The 18,803-nt window shown below is 40.4% G+C and carries 17 protein-coding genes; 13 read left to right on the top strand and 4 right to left on the bottom strand.

Annotated elements, in window-relative coordinates:
* Positions 1 to 10 precede the first annotated feature (10 nt).
* Entirely contained in the window at positions 11 to 1,297 is a 1,287-nt protein-coding gene (kynU, locus tag B9A52_RS05610; protein WP_084119368.1) for a kynureninase, read from the bottom strand.
* Between the two features lie 151 nt (positions 1,298 to 1,448).
* Here kynU and B9A52_RS05605 point away from each other — a divergent pair, with 151 nt between their 5' ends.
* Positions 1,449 to 1,829: a RidA family protein gene (locus B9A52_RS05605; RefSeq protein ID WP_084119367.1), complete on the top strand. Its 381-nt coding sequence runs from the start codon at positions 1,449 to 1,451 to the stop codon at positions 1,827 to 1,829.
* 2 nt (positions 1,830 to 1,831) lie between these two features.
* On the opposite strand, the gene B9A52_RS05600 is transcribed toward B9A52_RS05605, so the two are convergent.
* Positions 1,832 to 2,275, bottom strand: a complete 444-nt coding sequence (locus tag B9A52_RS05600; protein ID WP_084119366.1) for a DUF2867 domain-containing protein — start codon at positions 2,273 to 2,275, stop codon at positions 1,832 to 1,834.
* A gap of 63 nt (positions 2,276 to 2,338) precedes the next feature.
* On the opposite strand from B9A52_RS05600, the gene B9A52_RS05595 reads away from it, so the two are divergent.
* The 3 genes from B9A52_RS05595 (at position 2,339) to B9A52_RS05585 (ending at position 4,620) form a co-directional block, all read left to right on the top strand.
* Complete coding sequence (locus tag B9A52_RS05595; RefSeq protein WP_084119365.1) at positions 2,339 to 2,812, top strand: hypothetical protein; 474 nt, start codon at positions 2,339 to 2,341, stop codon at positions 2,810 to 2,812.
* A 71-nt stretch (positions 2,813 to 2,883) separates the two neighbouring features.
* The gene (fumC, locus tag B9A52_RS05590; protein WP_084119364.1) at positions 2,884 to 4,284 is read left to right on the top strand and encodes a class II fumarate hydratase; all 1,401 of its coding nucleotides are present in this window, start codon (positions 2,884 to 2,886) and stop codon (positions 4,282 to 4,284) included.
* A gap of 18 nt (positions 4,285 to 4,302) precedes the next feature.
* Positions 4,303 to 4,620, top strand: a complete 318-nt coding sequence (locus B9A52_RS05585) for a hypothetical protein (RefSeq protein ID WP_084119363.1) — start codon at positions 4,303 to 4,305, stop codon at positions 4,618 to 4,620.
* A gap of 5 nt (positions 4,621 to 4,625) precedes the next feature.
* Here B9A52_RS05585 and B9A52_RS05580 read toward each other — a convergent pair whose 3' ends face one another.
* Positions 4,626 to 5,507: a sugar phosphate isomerase/epimerase family protein gene (locus B9A52_RS05580; protein WP_231955502.1), complete on the bottom strand. Its 882-nt coding sequence runs from the start codon at positions 5,505 to 5,507 to the stop codon at positions 4,626 to 4,628.
* A gap of 307 nt (positions 5,508 to 5,814) precedes the next feature.
* Between B9A52_RS05580 and B9A52_RS05575 the strand changes: the two genes are divergently transcribed.
* The 3 genes from B9A52_RS05575 to B9A52_RS05565 are packed head-to-tail and all read left to right on the top strand — an operon-like array spanning position 5,815 to position 10,279.
* Positions 5,815 to 8,658 carry a PQQ-dependent sugar dehydrogenase gene (locus B9A52_RS05575; protein WP_084119361.1) on the top strand — a complete coding sequence of 948 codons (2,844 nt, stop codon included), beginning with the start codon at positions 5,815 to 5,817 and terminating at the stop codon, positions 8,656 to 8,658.
* 8 nt (positions 8,659 to 8,666) lie between these two features.
* Entirely contained in the window at positions 8,667 to 9,437 is a 771-nt protein-coding gene (locus B9A52_RS05570) for a 3-keto-disaccharide hydrolase (protein WP_084119360.1), read from the top strand.
* A 2-nt stretch (positions 9,438 to 9,439) separates the two neighbouring features.
* The gene (locus B9A52_RS05565) at positions 9,440 to 10,279 is read left to right on the top strand and encodes a formylglycine-generating enzyme family protein (RefSeq protein ID WP_231955501.1); all 840 of its coding nucleotides are present in this window, start codon (positions 9,440 to 9,442) and stop codon (positions 10,277 to 10,279) included.
* Between the two features lie 14 nt (positions 10,280 to 10,293).
* On the opposite strand, the gene B9A52_RS05560 is transcribed toward B9A52_RS05565, so the two are convergent.
* On the bottom strand, positions 10,294 to 10,731 hold the full coding sequence (locus tag B9A52_RS05560; protein ID WP_084119359.1) for a hypothetical protein: 438 nt from the start codon (positions 10,729 to 10,731) through the stop codon (positions 10,294 to 10,296).
* A 73-nt stretch (positions 10,732 to 10,804) separates the two neighbouring features.
* On the opposite strand from B9A52_RS05560, the gene B9A52_RS05555 reads away from it, so the two are divergent.
* The 6 genes from B9A52_RS05555 (at position 10,805) to B9A52_RS05530 (ending at position 18,774) form a co-directional block, all read left to right on the top strand.
* Positions 10,805 to 12,478: an amidase gene (locus tag B9A52_RS05555; RefSeq protein WP_084119358.1), complete on the top strand. Its 1,674-nt coding sequence runs from the start codon at positions 10,805 to 10,807 to the stop codon at positions 12,476 to 12,478.
* A 110-nt stretch (positions 12,479 to 12,588) separates the two neighbouring features.
* Complete coding sequence (locus B9A52_RS05550) at positions 12,589 to 12,984, top strand: PAS domain-containing protein (RefSeq protein ID WP_084119357.1); 396 nt, start codon at positions 12,589 to 12,591, stop codon at positions 12,982 to 12,984.
* Positions 12,981 to 13,814, top strand: coding sequence for an MBL fold metallo-hydrolase (locus B9A52_RS05545; protein ID WP_084119356.1), 834 nt, complete (start codon positions 12,981 to 12,983; stop codon positions 13,812 to 13,814). The genes B9A52_RS05550 and B9A52_RS05545 overlap by 4 nt, the downstream gene beginning before the upstream one ends.
* Positions 13,815 to 13,823: 9 nt before the next feature.
* Positions 13,824 to 14,996 (top strand): N-methyl-L-tryptophan oxidase, encoded by a 1,173-nt coding sequence (gene solA, locus B9A52_RS05540; RefSeq protein ID WP_084119355.1) that lies wholly within the window; start codon positions 13,824 to 13,826, stop codon positions 14,994 to 14,996.
* Between the two features lie 219 nt (positions 14,997 to 15,215).
* A complete protein-coding gene (locus B9A52_RS05535) occupies positions 15,216 to 17,042 on the top strand; it encodes a phosphoenolpyruvate carboxykinase (GTP) (protein WP_084119354.1) in 1,827 nt (608 codons plus the stop codon).
* Positions 17,043 to 17,421: 379 nt separating this feature from the next.
* Complete coding sequence (locus tag B9A52_RS05530) at positions 17,422 to 18,774, top strand: transglutaminase-like domain-containing protein (protein WP_084123408.1); 1,353 nt, start codon at positions 17,422 to 17,424, stop codon at positions 18,772 to 18,774.
* Positions 18,775 to 18,803: the final 29 nt, after the last annotated feature.

Here is an 18,803-nt window from a genome sequence, read left to right as displayed (position 1 = left end):
CTCCTTACACTTAAGCGAATTTTTGTAAGGATTGTTCCAGAATGCGGGCAAATTGATAAACATCCAAGTAGCTGTTATACAAGGGTGTTGGAGCTACTCTGATAACATTTGGGTGTCTCCAATCACCTACAATGCCTTCTTCATATAAAGCGTCAAAAACTTTTTTGCCACCTTTATTGACCAACAAAGATAACTGACAACCTCTTTCCTGTTTATTTTTTGGTGTAATTATTTCCAAAATTCCGCTATCCCCGCTTATTTGTCCGATCAGAAACTCCAGATAACCTGTCAACAGTTCACTTTTTGCCCGTAAGTTTTTAATGCCGGCTTCTTCAAAAATATCCAAAGAAGCCTGATGTGCCGCCAAAGCCAACACATTGGAATTGGCCAATTGCCAACCATCTGCACCAAACATGGGCTTGAAGCCTTTCTCCATTTTGAATCTCTCCCCTTCATCATGTCCCCACCAACCTGCAAATCTTGGTAATTCCGGACTTTCAGCATGCCGTTCATGAATAAAAACACCCGATATATTTCCTGGCCCCGAATTCATATACTTATAACTGCACCAAGCGGCAAAATCAACTCCCCAGTCATGTAGTCTTAAAGGAGCATTTCCTGCAGCATGTGCAAGATCAAATCCGACATTTGCGCCTGCTTCATGTCCTGCCTTTGTAATCGCTTCCATATCGAACAACTGTCCGGTATAATATTGTAAGCCCGCCATCATGACCAAGGCCAATTGGTCTTTATGCTCCGCTATAGTATTGAGAATATCATCGGTTCTAAGGGTGTGTTCTCCTGATCTCGGATGGATTTCAATGATTGTCTCATTAGGATCCAAGCCATGGAATTTGACTTGTGTCTCCAGCATGTACATATCTGAAGGAAAGGCACCCGCTTCAGTTATTATTTTGAATTTTTCCTTTGTTGGTCGGTAAAATGATACCATCAAAAAGTGGAGATTGGAACTGAGATTATTCATTGCTACCACTTCATGCTCGTGTGAACCAACAATGGCAGCCAATGCAGGTTTTGATTTCTTGCGGATATGATACCAGGCATCTTCACCAAAAAAATGGCCATCAACCGCCAAATTCGCCCAATTGTCCAGTTCCTTTCCTATATATTCTTTTACAGACTTGGGTTGGAGCCCAAGGGAATTCCCACAGAAATATATCGCTTCCCGACCATTGACTTTGGGGAAATAAAACTTTGAACGATATCCTCTGAGCGGGTCATTTTCATCCAATTCCCTTGCGAATTCTTCTGAATATTTATAGATCTGATTTTCCATTTGGGAATTTTATTTTGATCATTTTGAAACTTTAACAATGGAATGCTCCAATGGGTTTATTTAATTCCAAACATACCACCTTAATTTAATCAAAAAAACAGTTTTAACTTCGCTCCTTGTATTCGGAATTCTTATTTTGCGAAAAAAAAACATGTCTAAAGAAATCATATTTTCGAAAGAAGCACCTGCACCGATTGGTCCTTATTCACAGGCCGTAAAAGCAGGGAATACGCTTTATGTTTCAGGTCAAATTCCATTGGATGCAGATACCGGAGAGCTCATCAATGAGAATATCACCGAAGAAACTCATGCCGTCATGAAAAACTTAGAAGCCGTATTAAGAGCTGCAGGGTTTGAATTTTCTGATGTGGTGAAGTGCACAATCTTTATCAAAGATATGGGACAGTTTGGAACCATCAATGAGGCTTATGGCCAATATTTCAAAACCAATCCACCTGCAAGGGAAACTGTTGAAGTAAGCAGATTGCCCAAAGATGTAAATGTGGAGATCTCCTGTATTGCGGTCAAATAGATTTATTTGACCAATCTTTTGCCCATATTATAAAAAATCCAGAAGTGAAATGGCCTTACGAAGTTCCAATAGGCCTTTCCTTTCCAACCATTTGGGATAAAATCAATAGTTTGGATCAATTCATTTGGTTTGATTTCCCATCGGAGAAAAACCTCTCCCGGGAGGTTCATCTCAGCTTTTAGCTTTAGAATTCTGTTTTTCTTATCGGCAGTTTCTACCCTCCAAAAATCGATAAGATCCCCCTTGAAAAGCTCAACCGGGTCTCTTCTGCCTTTTCTATATCCTACACCCCCTGTCATTTTATCCAGCCAACCTCTCATTTTCCAAAGCTTGGTCCCAAAATACCAACCCCGTTCGCCGCCAATACTCCAGATTTTTTCCAGCACTTTTTCCGGATCTCCGTGGATCTGAAATATCATTTTTTCAGAGATGATTTTGGAACTCATATTTGTTAAGGTAATATTTAAGTCAATGAAATAACAATAACAAGCCCAATGGGTTAGCCAAATATGTCATTTTTCCCAAATCATAGCGAAGTATTGGTTTCAACACTTCAAAAAGAAGAGATTTTGTATCGATTAAATAGGGTAACCAAAAAGGCAAATTTTTTGGATTACACGGCTGAAGCCGACGCAGTTCAACTTTTTAATGGAAGCCTTGAAAAAAATAGTTTTAGCATTTCTTTGGTAATCAACAGGGCAGACAGCTTTTTACCTTTGATCAAAGGTGAAATTGAAAACACACCTTCAGGCAGCATTCTTTTTCTTGAATACAGCCTATTTCCAGGCTCTGTTTTTTTCTTGGGGTTCTGGACCTTGTTGACAGTGTTATTGGCGTTGATTTTTCTTTTTTTGGTCGGAAATCCATATCTCGCTGTACTCTCAATCACTTTGGGAATCGGGAATTATTGGTTTGCCTGGTCCCATTTCAAACGGAAAATAAAAATCTCACAGGGGATTTTTTTGGAACTACTTAATAATTAACCTTTACTATGTATTATCCTCCTTAGATACTAATTTAGCAGTCCAATTAAAGCAACCAACAATTCAATCCTATGAACTTTAGAATAGAAAAAGATACTATGGGGCCTGTGGAAGTTCCTGCCGACAAGTACTGGGGGGCGCAAACACAAAGATCCATCAACAACTTTAAAATTGGCGGCGAAAGAAACCGCATGCCCATTGAAATTATCAGGGCATTTGCTATTCTCAAAAAATCCGCCGCTTTGGCTAATGCCGAGTTGGGTGTTTTGACCCAAGAAAAGGCAGATATTATTGCTAAGGTCTGTGATGAAATCCTTACCGGACAACATGATGACCAATTCCCATTGGTCATCTGGCAGACAGGTTCGGGAACCCAATCCAATATGAATGCCAATGAAGTGATTGCCTACAGGGCGCATGTCTTATTGGGAGGTTCGTTGGAGGATGAGAAGAAAAAAATCCATCCCAATGATGATGTCAATAAAAGCCAATCCTCCAATGATACTTTTCCTACCGCAATGCACATTGCTGCTTATAAAATGGTGATGGAAACCACCATCCCCGGAGTGGAGAAATTAAGGGATACCTTAAAGGCAAAATCAGAAGCATTTATGGAGGTGGTCAAGATAGGAAGAACACACTTTATGGATGCAACACCTTTAACTTTGGGACAGGAATTTTCCGGATATGTTGCGCAACTTGACCATGGTCTGAGGGCCTTGAAAAATACTTTATCCCATCTTTCAGAACTTGCTTTGGGAGGTACTGCTGTAGGGACAGGTCTGAACACACCAAAAGGTTATTCCGAATTGGTGGCAAAAAAAATAGCCGAATTCTCCGGACAACCTATGGTAACGGCCCCTAATAAATTTGAATCATTGGCAGCACATGATGGCATGGTGGAAACCCACGGTGCCTTGAAACAATTGGCAGTGAGTTTGATGAAAATCGCCAATGATATTCGCATGCTTTCATCAGGACCAAGGTCAGGAATAGGTGAAATTTTGATTCCTGAAAATGAACCCGGTTCCTCCATTATGCCCGGCAAAGTCAATCCTACCCAAGTAGAAGCCATCACCATGGTGGCTGCACAGGTTATGGGCAACGATGTGGCTATTTCTATTGGTGGATCAAACGGTCATTTCGAGTTGAATGTCTTCAAGCCGATGATTGTGGCTAATTTCCTGCAGTCCGCAAGATTGATAGGAGATGCCTGTGTTTCTTTCAATGATAATTGTGCCATTGGTATTGAACCCAATAGGCCATTTATCAAGAGGCACCTGGAAAACTCCCTGATGTTGGTCACCGCACTGAATCCTTATATAGGCTATGAAAATGCTGCGGCAATAGCGAAAAAAGCCCATAAAGAAGGGACTAGCCTTAGAGAAGCTGCTTTGGCTTTGGGATTACTGACCAACGAGCAGTTTGATGAATGGGTTAAGCCTGAGGATATGATCGGTAGTTTGAAATAAAATTTAAATATTGAATTTATGCGGAAACCCTTTTTAACACTTGCTACAGCAGCGGCATTAATTGCTTTTACAGGGATTACAGTTGAGGCTATGCCTTTTAAATCGAAAGAACCGAAAGTTTTGACGATGGAAGAATCAGAAAGACTTTTGGAAATAGAATCCAGGGTTCTTGAACTCAAAGAAATGGATTTGACCGTCCTTTCAAAAGAAGAGAAGAAAGAGTTGAAAGATGAACTCAGATCTCTTGAAAAAGAGGCTAAAGCCTTCCGGGGAACTGGTATTTATATCTCCACCGGTGCATTGATAATTATCATTCTCTTGATTATCCTATTATAAAATTTCTAAAGTTTAAGCTTCGAGAGGAAGTTAAAACTTCTCATCAATGCGCTTTCAAATTCAGGAGTATTGTCTTTTTCAAGGAAAAAGTGCTTTACTCCTGATTTTTTTGCCTGTTTCAAAATTCCCGGAAGGTCCAAAACCCCATCTCCTGCGTCTGTCAAATAGGGGAAAAGGCTCATCCATTCTGAAGGGTTTCCACCATCTCCGGTAAACGTTTTTGCCTCGCTCATATCTTTAATATGAAGCAATGGAAACCTGCCCGGATTTTCCTTGAGTATCTTTTTGGAATCTACTCCTGCCGCAGCAAACCAGAAAACATCCAATTCCATTTTTACCAATTCAGGATCAGTGTTTTTTAGAATTAAATCAAATGGGACTACACCTTCCATTTCCTTGTGGCCATAACCGTGATTATGATAAAAAAACGTCAGTCCATATTTTTTGGCAGATGCACCAACCCTATTGAAAGTATCTATTGTCTTCTTATACCCTTCCAAATCCGGCCTCATTTCTTCCGGGATCATCGCAATTCCTACGTATTTATGACCGAGAACATTTGCAGCCTCTGCCACTTGACCCATATTTTTTTCCAGAGTTTGAAGGTCCACATGAATAGCAGGGGCTTTTAATCCATACCTATCCAGTATTTCCCTGGTTTCTTTGTAGGGATGACCAAAATATCCGCTTCCCGAAAACCCAAGAAGTGGTGTTAGCTGATTCCAACTCTTTTTTACACCCTCATCACTAAAATCGTATGGACCAAAGAACTCCAATTCCTTATACCCCATTTCACTGATTATTCGGATTGTACCTTCAAAATCCTCTGAAAGGGCTTTGGGTAGGGTAAAAAGAGCTACTCCGAAATCTGTATTGGCTATTTTCATATTATTCGAATGAGAGAAAGCAGGCATTAAACCCAATCCTGCAGTTGACAAGGTACTTTTAATTATAAATTTCCTACGGTTCATCGGTGATCAGCTATATAAGTTTCAAACTTATAAAAAGATTCTAAAAAATTGGTGTTTTCTTACAAAATCAAGGTATTAAGGAAATGCCCTGTATTGGGAATTATTAGTGGATTGGAAATAAATTCAAAGTCATAAAATTTGCCGATTGTCAATATTACTTTCTCTTTTCAAGAGACTATTTCCATATTTATATATCGTTTAACATCTCCCAAAATAACCACCCATGATTGCTTTCCCGAAAAATTCATTCTATGCCTTTTATCCAAAAGTCAAGATAAAGATTATCCTTCTTCTTTTTCTTGGATTCACCACAGCCTGTAAAGAAAATTTGAAACAAGTTGAATCCATTCGGCCTGAAGACAGCAGATTTACACAGAAAATCCTTGTTGAGGGTTTGGAGGAGCCGCTTCAAATTGAATTCGATCAGAGTGGAAACATATATTGGATTGAGCGGATCGGAAACGTAAAGCGATATAATGAAAAAACAGGAGAGGTTGAGTTGTTAGGCACTTTAGACCTGACCGAAGAAACAGCACCAGGTTTGATAGGAATTTTGCTGGACAGAGATTTTGAAAGTAACCGCCAATTGTTTCTCTTTTTTTCGGCAGCCGCAGACAAGGGGAATGCCTTGCGGCTTTCCAGGTTTGAATTGGATAAAGAAGGCAAACTTGATTTTTCAGCTGAAAAAATAATCCTGACTGTTCCTTGGGAACAACCGGATGGTCAGCATTTTGGTGGGGGAATGACCTGGGACAAAGAAGGGAATTTATACCTCAGTATTGGGGCAGATTCGCATCCCACTCAATATTCACCGCTTCCATTTAAAAATGAAGGGGGTAGAGGCGAAGATGAAGCAAGGACAGCTGGAAACACCAATGACTTGCGTGGAACCATCATTAGAATCAAACCACAAACTGATGGCAATTACAGCATCCCAAAAGGAAATTTGTTTGAACCGGGTACTCCAAATACCTTACCTGAGATTTATGTGATGGGCAACAGAAATCCATGGCGATTGTCAATTGACTCCAAAACCCAATATCTTCATTGGGGAGAAGTGGGACCGGATGCAGGAATGGACTCAGACGAATTTGGACCAATGGGTTACGATGAATTCAATGTCGCCAAAGGTCCGGGAAATTATGGTTGGCCTTATTTTATTGGGTATAACAGGGCTTACAAAAGTTATGATTATGCTACTGGAGAATACGGCGACCCGTATAAGCCTGACTCCAGCTACAACGATTCTCCCAACAATACGGGGCTCAAGATTCTTCCACCCGCACAGGAAGCTCTCATGGCCTATCCTTACCAAGTTTCGGAAAAGTGGCCTTTGCTGGGCAGTGCCGCTAGGTCGGCAGTTGGTGGTCCGATTTTTAGAAAGAAGGATTTCTCCAAAAATGCAGAAAGGGTTTTCCCTGACTATTTTGAAGGCAAATGGTTTATTACCGATTATGTCCGGAATTGGATCATGGTGGTGGAAATGGATGAGCAGCGCTCAAAAGTAATTTCCTTGGAGAAATTTCTTCCGGCAGAATTATTGACACATAGCCAGCCTTTGGATATGGATTTCAGCCCCAATGGGGATTTATATTTAGTAGAATACGGGATAGGTGGACAGGGAAAAATCTCCAGAATAGAATACAATGCTGGCAATAGGGCACCGATTGCCAGAGCAAGCGCTAATGTCCTGGATGGAAAAGCACCTTTGAAGCTAAGACTATCTTCTGAAGGGAGTTTGGATTTTGATGGTGATTCATTGACCTATAATTGGACGATCAAAGGTATTGATGGAAAAATGGTCCAAAACCTTACGGACTTAAATCCCACATTGATACTTGAAGAACCAGGTAAATATGTAGTAAATCTGGAGGTAAAAGATCCCGATGGACTTGCTTCTGAGGATTCATTCCAAATTATTGCCGGGAACAGTCAGCCCCAAGTAAAATTTCAAATTTTGGAAGGGAACCAAAGTTTTTACTTCCCGGATGCGATGATCAAGTACGTAGTTTCTGTTGAAGATAATGAAGAAGGGAGTTTGGTAGCAGGAAATATAAGGAAAGAAGATGTGTTGGTCACAGCACAATATATTCCATCAGGAATGGGCTATCCACAATTGGCCTTGTTGGATAGGCAAGATAAACTGAATACAGACACTAGGTTAAGACATCTCAATGCCAAAGCTTTGATACAAAAAAGCAATTGCCTTTCCTGTCATTTAGAGGAAGGTAAATTGGTCGGTCCTGCTTTTCGGGATATCGCCAATAGGTATAAGAAAGATCCCAAAGCTTTTGAAACCCTGTCAAAAAGTATTTCTGAAGGGGGTTCGGGTAAATGGGGAGATTCACCTATGCCTCCACAGCCCACATTAAATCCTTCTGAAATTTCTCAGATCATTGATTATATTCTTGAAATAGATTCTGAAAATGGAAAAAATATCAATTTGGGATCATCCGGTCAATACCAGACAAAAGCCTTTAAAAAGAGGGGAAGAGGCAAAAGGCTGGATTCGTATTTCCGAACTCCTTTGGAAATGGGGTCTTATGTTTTCTTGGCAAGTTATACAGACAAAGGATCACCGGAAAAAGAGGGCCTGAACTTGACGGGGAAAGATTATTTTCTACTAAGATATCCTGTTTTGGCTCCGGAAGATGCGGATTTCTTTTCGGTTACCGGTATTTCTTATACCCCTTCAACCAATGATCCGGGTTTTATTTTCACAGGAAGAGGAGGACATATAGGTTTCAAAGAAATAGACCTTACTGGAATCAATCAGATCAAAATCGGAGCGCCAAATCGCTTTTGGCATTGGTCTCATTTTGTTGGAGCAACCATCGAGCTCAGATCGGGCAATCCTGAAGGACAGATAATTGGAGAGGCATATACAATACCACCAGCCCCCAAAGGAGATAAGGGTCCTTTCTTCGGAGAGGCTATGGGTCTTCCGGCAACCTTTGATATTTCTAAATCAGATGGATTGCATGATTTATTTATCGTGGTAAAGAATTTGCAGGCAAAAGAAAGTGACGCTCTGATTATGATGACAGGAATCGAGTTTATTAAATAGAAAAACTGATGGCAAGTGCAATTCAACCTTTAAATAGAAAAGACCAATTCTCTTTCTCATCTGTCGGGTTTGTATTGAGGAAATTTTTAGGAATATGTCTCATAATGATCAGTCATATCATTTGTGCACAAAAGGATTATACACAAAATGGATTTATTTCGATTTTCAATGGTGAAAATTTAGATGGTTGGCATATCAGCAAAACCAATCACCATGGAACGATGGGGAATTTTTATATTGAAAATGGGGCCCTTGTCATGAAACAATATCCCTATGGACAGGGGGGCATTATACTCACGGACAAAAAATATCAGGATTTTGAACTACAACTTGAATTCAAAGGCCACCCGGGAACCAATGGTGGAATTTTTCTTAGATCGAGTGAAAGTGGTTCAGCTTATCAATTGGAATTGGCAGGAGATGGAGAAAGGGGAACCGGTAATCTTTTTGGAGAATTGCTGAGAACCACTATCAATGCCAAAATTGAAAACTTGGATGAAGTTTGGAATAAGGGTGATTGGAACAGTTTCTTAATCCGAATAACCGGAGAAATACCAAAAGTGTCATTGTGGATAAATGGAATACACATGTGGGACGCAGAAGGGCAACGCAATGATTTGATTGGTGATGTCACTGCGGGAATGATTGCATTTCAATTGCATTGGAGTGCCACTTTGCAACCTGTGCCAGGTGGGAGGTGCTGTGATTTCTCTTGGAAACCTGATGCAGCTCATTCCTTTAGGAATATTAAGATCAAGGAACTTAAACCGGCTTTCTGAAAATGAAAAACTTTGTTCAATTTCTGTTTTTTATAGGATATATGGCATCATGGCCTCTTTATTCCCAACAGGTCAATCATGGTATTCCCAATAACCTTAGAATGGAATTTCAAAAGATTGAACCTGGAAAATTCTTAGTAGGAAAAATTGAAATTGAATGCCCAAGTTATCCTGACAAACGGGATGTTCCTGAAAAAGAAAAATGGACAGAGGAAGATTTTAGACGCTGTAAGGAAATGGCAGAAAAGGATTCCAGACCAGGTTTTTGGGTAAACATAGCGGAACCTTATTACATCGGAAAATATGAAGTCACTCAGGGACTATGGAAAGCGGTAATGGGATCCAACCCTTCAATTTTTGATGCAGATAAAGTCGGAGGAAATGCAGATTTATTTCCGGTCGATAATGTCACTTGGCAAATGGTACAGGAATTTTTGACCAAACTGAACGAGATGGATAGCATTTATCAGTATCGCCTACCTACTGAATTTGAATGGGAATATGCTGCCAGAGCAGGTAATGACTCCTTATTATCTTGGTCAGAAACACGCGAACAAGCTTGGATTCAACAAACCAATAAAGGAACCACAAAACCCATTGGCACAAAAAAACCCAATCCTTGGGGATTATATGATATGTTGGGCAACGTTTGGGAATGGGTTGAAGACTATTATAACAATGATATTTTTGCATACCCGAGCCCCCCGGAAAAAGGCGAAGTACATGTTTTGAAAGGGGGCAGCATTACTTCTGATGTTACCAATGCCACCTATTTATTCCATGGAGCTGGTCCTGGAAATGGCTATGATGTGGGTTTTAGGTTGGTTAGAGAAAGCCGTTAAAAAGAATGCACGGGTTACTCTGGCAAATCCTTTAAATATTTTTTCACCTTAATAGCCCTTATCAGAATTATGGATAAAGGAATCAGCCATAGCAATTCATTGAAAACCAAGTGGAAGATGGAGCGCTTATTCCAACCCAATTCAGGGATGAAAGCAAGGAAAAACCAAGCTGCCAAGATCATTTTTCCAGCGATTCCTACCATGATAAGATAATGCCAACTGATAGGATAAAAAGCACTTAAAAAAATCAAAAAACCAATTACCATCCCTGTGGTACCGAAAACCCTAGCACTGATTTCCGGGATCTCTGTTGGATTCATGGCAAGCCACCTCATTAGGTCCCCCCCGAAATACCTGAAAAATGCCGACCAGGCAAAAGAATACATTCCTGTAAGTAAAAGCAGCCCCCGCATCGGCATAGGGAATATTGGTGTAAGCTTATTGTTATCCATTCTAGATTATCATTACCTTCCTAAAATCAAATCCCCATTTGGGAATAAAAATACGTTTCAAACACAAAACTACATGAAGCATTCTAAAATTGACCGAAGACTTTGGATTTTTATCATACCCATTCTTTTATCCTTGGGTTTTATTGTAGGTAAAAAATCAGGAGAGATCACCCGGATATCCATTGAAGGTGCAGAGACCTTAATTGGATTGGAGTTCAATCAAGCGGAAAGAGACAGCATGTTAAGGGATCTCAATGATCAACTTGCCGCCTACCAGGAAATGAGAAAAATCCCAATTGAAAATTCCACCGGTCCTGCAATTGCTTTCAACCCCTTACCGCATGGTTTTGTACCTGAGCAGATGCAAAAGCCTTTTAATTGGGGATTACCTGCTACAGTGGACTTGCCGCAAAATGAAAAAGATATCGCATTTCTTTCTGTGGCTGAACTCTCGGTTTTGATAAAATCCAGAAAATTAAGTTCAGAAAGATTGACCACAATTTATTTGAATAGAATCAAAAAATATTCTGATACACTACAATGTCTTATCACCTTATTGGATACTGAAGCCCTACAGAAAGCCAGAGAAATGGATATTGAAATACAAAACGGTAATTATCGAGGTCCATTACATGGCATTCCTTATGGAATAAAAGATTTACTTTCTGTAAAAGGAACCAAAACAACATGGGGGGCAGCACCTTTCAAAGATCAGTTAATTGATGAAACGGCAACGGTAGTGGAAAAGCTAGATGCTTCAGGAGCCGTTTTGGTTGGAAAATTTACTTTAGGTGCCCTGGCAATGGGAGATGTTTGGTATGGTGGCATCACCAAAAACCCTTGGAACCTAAATCAAGGCTCAAGCGGTTCATCTGCCGGCTCGGCATCAGCAGTTAGCGCAGCTTTGGTACCATTTGCAATAGGTACAGAAACACTCGGCAGCATAGTATCCCCTTCAACAAGAAATGGAGTTACCGGACTAAGGCCAACCTTTGGTAGGGTAAGCAGGCATGGGGCCATGGCCTTAAGCTGGAGTATGGACAAAATCGGGCCTATATCAAGGTCTGCTTTGGACAATGGAATTGTCCTTTCTACAATCAATGGATTTGATGAAAAAGATAAGAGCACTATTCCAGCAGCTTTCAATTATTCCGGGTCCAATTCCATTAAGGATTTGAAAATAGGTTACTTCCCTGCATTTTTTGAAGGAGATCGCAGCAATTTGGCAAATGATTTACAGGTCTTGGAGGATCTGAAAGCTATGGGTTTGACCTTACATCCATTGGAATTGAGCACCTCGGTACCTGTAGGAAGCATGCGGATTATTCTGGAGGCAGAAGCCGCAGCGGCCTTTGATGATTTGACCAGATCGAATAGAGATGACTTACTGGTAGCCCAACATAAAAACGCATGGCCCAATATCTTTAGAACAGCCAGGTTTATTCCTGCGGTAGAGTATATTCAGGCTAATAGGTATAGATCTATTTTAATTGAGGAGATCCATGAATTATTCAAAGAATTTGATGTGATTGTTGCGCCGTCTTTCGCAGGGAATCAACTTCTGATTACCAACCTCACCGGTCATCCTGCCTTATGTATGCCCAACGGATTTTCCCAAAATGGCAGTCCAACATCCATTACGTTTTTGGCCAATCTATATGACGAGGAAAAACTCATTATGCTAGGGTCACACTACCAGAAAAAAACAGAATGGCAGCGGAAAAGACCTCCATTTTTTGACCGCTGATGTTTGTTACAATTGCTATCATAATTTAAGGCAAAAGGTAAAAAGTCATGTGGCTATGGATATATTATGTTTTGTTTTCCTATATTTAGCTTAGACAATAATTTTCCCTGATGAGCGCATATGAAATAGAAATTATTCTTAACCGCCAACTAGCGGATTGCCTTTCAATACCTGTATTTATAACAGATACAGCAGGCAACCTTATTTTCTATAATGAACCTGCGGAAGAAATTCTGGGAACACGCTTTGAAGATACAGGTGAAATGGAGGTCGGGACTTGGGCAACCATATTCAAACCACTTGATGAACAAGGAGAACCTCTATCACCCGAAGGTCTGCCTCTTGTGATGACATTGCAGGACCAACTTCCTCATTATAAGGTTTTTTTTATAGAAAGCCTCAAGGGTAAAAATGAAAAAATTTCAGTTACATCATACCCAATAATTGGTCGGTCACATAAGTTTCTCGGTGCAGTGGCTATTTTTTGGGAATCAAGAGACCTATGATAGTTTCAATAATAGGAGTAAGGGGATCGATTCCCACAGCAGGTTCTGAAACCTCCTATTATGGTGGGAACACCTCCTGCGTGACAGTCTTGGAAGAGGGATGGTTGTTGATTTTAGATGGAGGTTCAGGTTTGCGAAAAGTTAGCCTTCCCGATAAATCAACCAAGCGCATCGACATTTTGCTCACTCATTTGCATATGGACCATATCCAGGGACTTGGGTTTTTCAAGCCATTGTTTGATAGCTCCAAAGAAGTTCATATTTGGGCTCCTGCAAGTGCCACCTTAAGTTTACAGAAAAGACTCAACAAGTATCTTTCGCCGCCATTGTTCCCCATATCTCTCCGGGATCTTCCCTGCCAACTGACTCTCCATGAGATCTCCAACAGCAATTTCCAAATAGGTCCCTTTTCTGTTGATTCTGAATACGTAATCCACCCAGGTCCCACAGTAGGGTTTAGGGTAAAAGGGAAAAATGCCGTCTTGGCTTATATCCCTGACAATGAGCCTGCTTTGGGTCGATCAGGTATAATTCCGGACAAAAGATGGATATCGGGATTTAATCTGGCTAATCAGGCTGATCTTTTGCTGCATGATGGCCAATATACTGCATTGGAATACGAAAACAGAAAAGGCTGGGGTCATTCGAGTATAGAGGATGCCATACAACTGGCTTCAATTGCAGAAGTAAGACATCTTTTGCTCACACATCATGACCCTTCCCATACAGATCTTCAGCTACAGGAATTTCATGCTGAGATATTAAGTGGAATAAAGAGTCCATCAAAACTGGAATTTGCAAGGGAAGGAATGGAAATTGACCTATCTTAAATTCCGATCATGAACCAAAATCATTTTGACGTTGCGGTCGTTGGCCTAGGAGCTTTGGGTGCATCTACGCTTTGGCAACTCAGCAAATCAGGGGAAAAAATCCTTGGGATAGATCAGTTTTCCCCACCACACAGCATGGGTTCATCCCACGGTGAAACCAGAATCACCCGGTTAGCCGTTGGAGAAGGATTGGATTTTGTACCGATTGTGACGCGATCACATGAAATATGGAAGGAGATCGAAGGAATTACAGGCAACAAGATAATGAATACTACAGGAGGCTTACTTTTTGACTCAGGAGGAAAATCCTGGTCCAAACATGGATCAGAGGGATTTTTTCAAAGAACAGTCCAATTTGCCCAAAAAAGTAATATTCCCCATGAGGTTTTTGATACAGGTGAGTTAAAAAAACGTTTTTCAGAATTTAATCTGGAAAAAACAGGAACAGTATATTTCGAACCCAGTGCGGGATTCTTGTATCCGGAATTGGCCATCTCCACTCAATTGCAACTAGCTGAGCAAAATAATGCGGTCATTAAGACCCATACCAAGGTTTATGGCCTGAGACCCATAAGTGGCGGAGGAGTCTCTATTGAAACCAATCAAGGGATATTTGAAGCAGGACGGGTTGTGGTCAGTGCCGGACCATGGATAAAAGACTTTCTTCCGGATTTTGCGAAAACCAAATTTAAAATTTGCCGACAGATACTCCATTGGATTCCGATAGAAGCCAATCATTTTCAAAAGAGCCAAACACCTGTTTTTATGTGGGGATTCGGTGAAGGTGCAGAGGATTTCATATACGGGTTCCCTTCTTTGGACGGAAAATCAATAAAAGTCGCCTCTGAGTCGTTTGTAGAAAGAAACCATCCAGATACTGTCTCCAGAGAAGTAAGTGAACAGGAACAGGTGGATTTTCTAAAAACAAAAATCGATGGTAGATTGAACCACATCGAAAAAAAGGTTTTGGTTTCCAAGGTATGTCTATACACCGTCACAAACGATTCTTATTTTATAATTGACGAAATGCCTGATTTCCCTGAAGTTTTGATAGCGTCGGCCTGCAGTGGTCACGGTTTCAAACATTCAGCCGGTTTGGGAGAGGCGATATCAAATACAATGTTCGGAAAGGAGCTTCGGATTGATTTGGAAGCCTTTAAATGGAAAATACCAATAGAATAAATTTGATCTCAGAAATTTTTCCACAGAAATCTTTTCCAAATCATGTTAAAAGTCATCATTTAAGGGAATTTAAATCATCCTAAAAAGGCCGTTTTTATGTTTTTAAATTCTTAAATTGAAGGCATGAAATAAATAGAAAAAAGTGAATTTGAAAGGCGATAAAACCTTGAATTATAAAATTGATTTATTCTTTTTTTTTTAATCCAAATAGATAAAACCATGATATCAACAATCAAAACAGAATTAAAATCTTGGGTAGAAAGTATGGCAGACCATTTCAAGCCTGAAAAAACATATTGGTGTGATGGGTCACAGGAAGAGTATGATACACTTTGCCAGCTTATGGTGGACAAGGGTACATTCATTAAACTGAATCCCAAAAAACGACCAAATAGTTTTGCCTGTTTTTCCGATCCAAGCGATGTCGCCAGAGTGGAGGATAAAACTTTTATCTGCAGCAGAAGAAAAGAAGATGCCGGACCTACAAACAATTGGATGAGTCCTTCGGACATGAAAACTATTCTTGACGACCTTACGAAAGGAAGTATGAAGGGAAGAACAATGTACGTTATTCCTTTCTGTATGGGTCCACTAGGATCTCCCCTCTCCAGATATGGTGTACAGATTACTGACAGTGAGTATGTAGTGGTGAATATGAGGATTATGACCAGAATGGGAAATCAGGCTATACCTTATATTGATGAAAACTTTGTGAAATGCATCCACACCTTGGGTGCACCACTCGCAGATGGTCAGGAGGATGTCAAATGGCCATGTAATCCCAACGTAAAGTATATCTCGCATTTTCCTGAAGAAAAATTGATCATTTCATACGGAAGTGGCTATGGTGGAAATGCCCTCCTAGGTAAAAAATGTTTTGCACTAAGAATTGCCAGCACTATGGGAAGAGAGGAAGGTTGGTTGGCCGAACACATGCTCATTATGGGTGTGGAAAGTCCTCAGAATGAGAAAAGCTATGTCGCAGCGGCTTTTCCGAGCGCCTGTGGAAAAACCAATTTCGCCATGATGGTTCCTCCGGAAGAGTTGGAAGGTTGGAAAATAACCACAGTCGGTGATGACATCGCATGGATCCACAAAGGCAAAGATGGTAAATTGCATGCGATCAATCCTGAAGCCGGATATTTTGGTGTAGCTCCCGGTACCAACTATAATACCAATCCCAGTGCTATGGAAAGTATCAAAGAGAATACCATTTTTACCAATGTAGCCATCACTAAGGATGGTGATGTATGGTGGGAAGGTATGACTAAGGAAGTTCCTGATGGACTTACAGATTGGCATGGTAAACCTTATGATAAAAACAGCGGGAAACCGGCTGCCCACGCCAATTCCAGGTTCACTGCACCTGCTTATCAAAACCCGGTAATTGATCCGGAATGGGATAATCCTGAGGGTGTTCCGATTACTGCCTTTATTTTTGGAGGACGTAGAAGTACAGCAGTCCCATTGGTATATCAGGCTTTCAACTGGAATTTTGGGGTTTACATGGCAGCCACAATGGGATCTGAAATGACTGCCGCTGCTTTTGGTGAGATAGGGAAAGTTCGAAGAGATCCATTTGCCATGCTTCCATTTATGGGTTACCATATGGGAGATTACTTCAATCATTGGTTGCAGTTTGGAAGGGATTTGGAAAATGCCCCTAGGATATTCGGTGTGAATTGGTTTAGAAAAGATAAAGAAGGAAACTTTATCTGGCCTGGATTCGGAGACAATATGCGGGTTTTGAAATGGATTATAGGAAGGTGTAAAGGAAAAATATCTGCGGTCGAATGCCCTATTGGGTGGAGACCTAGGTATAAAGATATGGACTGGAATGGTCTTGAAAGCTTTACCAGAGATGATTTCAATAATATCATGATCATTGAAACTGAGCCTTGGAAAGCTGAGATGCTCGGTCATTCTGAACTCTTTGAGAAAGCTTATGATAAAATCCCAAAAGAATTTCTGTTTATGCGGGAATTACTCCTTTCAGCTCTGTGGAGGTCACCGGAAAAAATTGGCTTGGCTCCTGAGAGGCACTGAAAAAAAGGATGAGGGAGGAAGGATAAAGGATGAAGGTGGGGCCTCATTTCAAGCCTGCCTGCCGATTTTGGTAGGGAGCACTTGGGGAAGCTTTGATATTTTGATAACTCTTTGAGCGACGTGGCAATCTCTTTAGATGAAGGCTAAGGGATGAAGGTAGAAGGAACAGGCCATTAAATGTGTTGGATGAATTCAGAATAACCATTTAAATTTTGACCCTGGTAGGTTTGTTCCTATTGGGGTCTTTTTTTAGATTTTTGGATCAAAGAATTTGAAAGGCCAATCCTTTTATAAATTTTGTTTGGTTCAATTAGATAGGAATACTTACCTTTTGGGTAAAGCCAGAAATCAAAAACTTAAATCATTGATAAATTCAGTCATGATCACCTCAAGACTTCTTCTCTTCATTCTGCTTGCCATTTTCACTTCTTGTTCTTCAAATTCGAAGGAAAAACAGGAAACAATACATGCCAACAATGAAAAATCCATTAAAAAAGTATCCATAAAAGAAATCGAGGAAGGCATCAAAGCCTATATCGATAAGGAAACCCAACAGCACGATGGATATTTTCTGATCAATGACACAGAACGAAATCTGAAATTGAAGCTGGTAAGGGTTCATACGGAATACCTTTCCAATCTAGGTCCAAACAGTCATTTTGCCTGCGTCGATCTCGCTGATGAAAAAGGAGATGTCTATGATGTGGATTTTTTTCTTGAAGGAGAACCTGGAAATATGACCGTCACAGAAACTTCCCTTCACAAATTAAATGGCAAACCCTTTTATACCTGGAAACAGGTAGTTGACAAAACATGGCGAAGAGTTCCTGTGGAAACAGCCTCCTCTGACCTCTTGGGGGTGATAGAAGGAAGGGATGAATTTGAGTTTTATTATCATGCAAAAATCCCTGTGATCAAAGAAAGCGCAAAAGTTTGGATTCCTATCGCCCAATCGGACGAATATCAAGACATCGAAATAATTTTCATGCAAATCCCCGGAAACCACAAATTCTTGGAAGAGGAAGTTTTTAAAAATAAAATCCTATACATAGAACTTGGCCCTGATCAAAGCAGTGAGGAACTGGAAATAAAGTACCGGGTCCAAAGAAAAGAAAAAGGCCCCTATGAAGCCATTCAACCCATAGATCAAATATATCTAGAACCAAATATTCTGATGCCTATTGGTGGACAATTCAGTGAAATAGCCAACGAAGTAATAAAAGGAAAAGAAAATGACAGTAAATTAATCCAAGCAAGGGCGCTTTATGATTATATCATTGACAACATGCGCTATATGAAATTTGGAGATTATGGAAGAGGAGACGCGGTCTATGCCTGTGATTCCAAAACCGGAAACTGCACTGAGTTCCATTCATTTTTTATTTCTTTGGCAAGATCGATAGGTATCCCTGCAAGGTTTTCCATCGGAGCATCTATTCCTTCTGATAGAGATGAAGGCGGCATGGATGGCTACCATTGTTGGGCTGAATTCTATGCAGAAGGGAAATGGTGGCCTATTGATATCAGTGAAGGGAATAAATATACAGCTTTGGCTACATATTATTTTGGCCGTCATCCAGCCAACCGAATTGAATTAAGTCGCGGAAGAGATCTTCGAGTATCCCCAAGTCCTGCATCAGGTCCTATCAATTTCCTGGCTTATCCCCTTATGGAATTAGGAGATGAAATGGCTTATCCTTTGACTACGTTTTCTTTTGTAAGAAAAAATTAAGGCTGTGTTTCCACAGCCTTAAGAATCAT

Source organism: Aquiflexum balticum DSM 16537 (genome assembly GCF_900176595.1).
GTDB classification, from domain to species: Bacteria; Bacteroidota; Bacteroidia; order Cytophagales; family Cyclobacteriaceae; genus Aquiflexum; species Aquiflexum balticum.
Note: the sequence above shows the minus strand (reverse complement) of the source record. Positions and strands in the feature narration are given on the sequence as shown.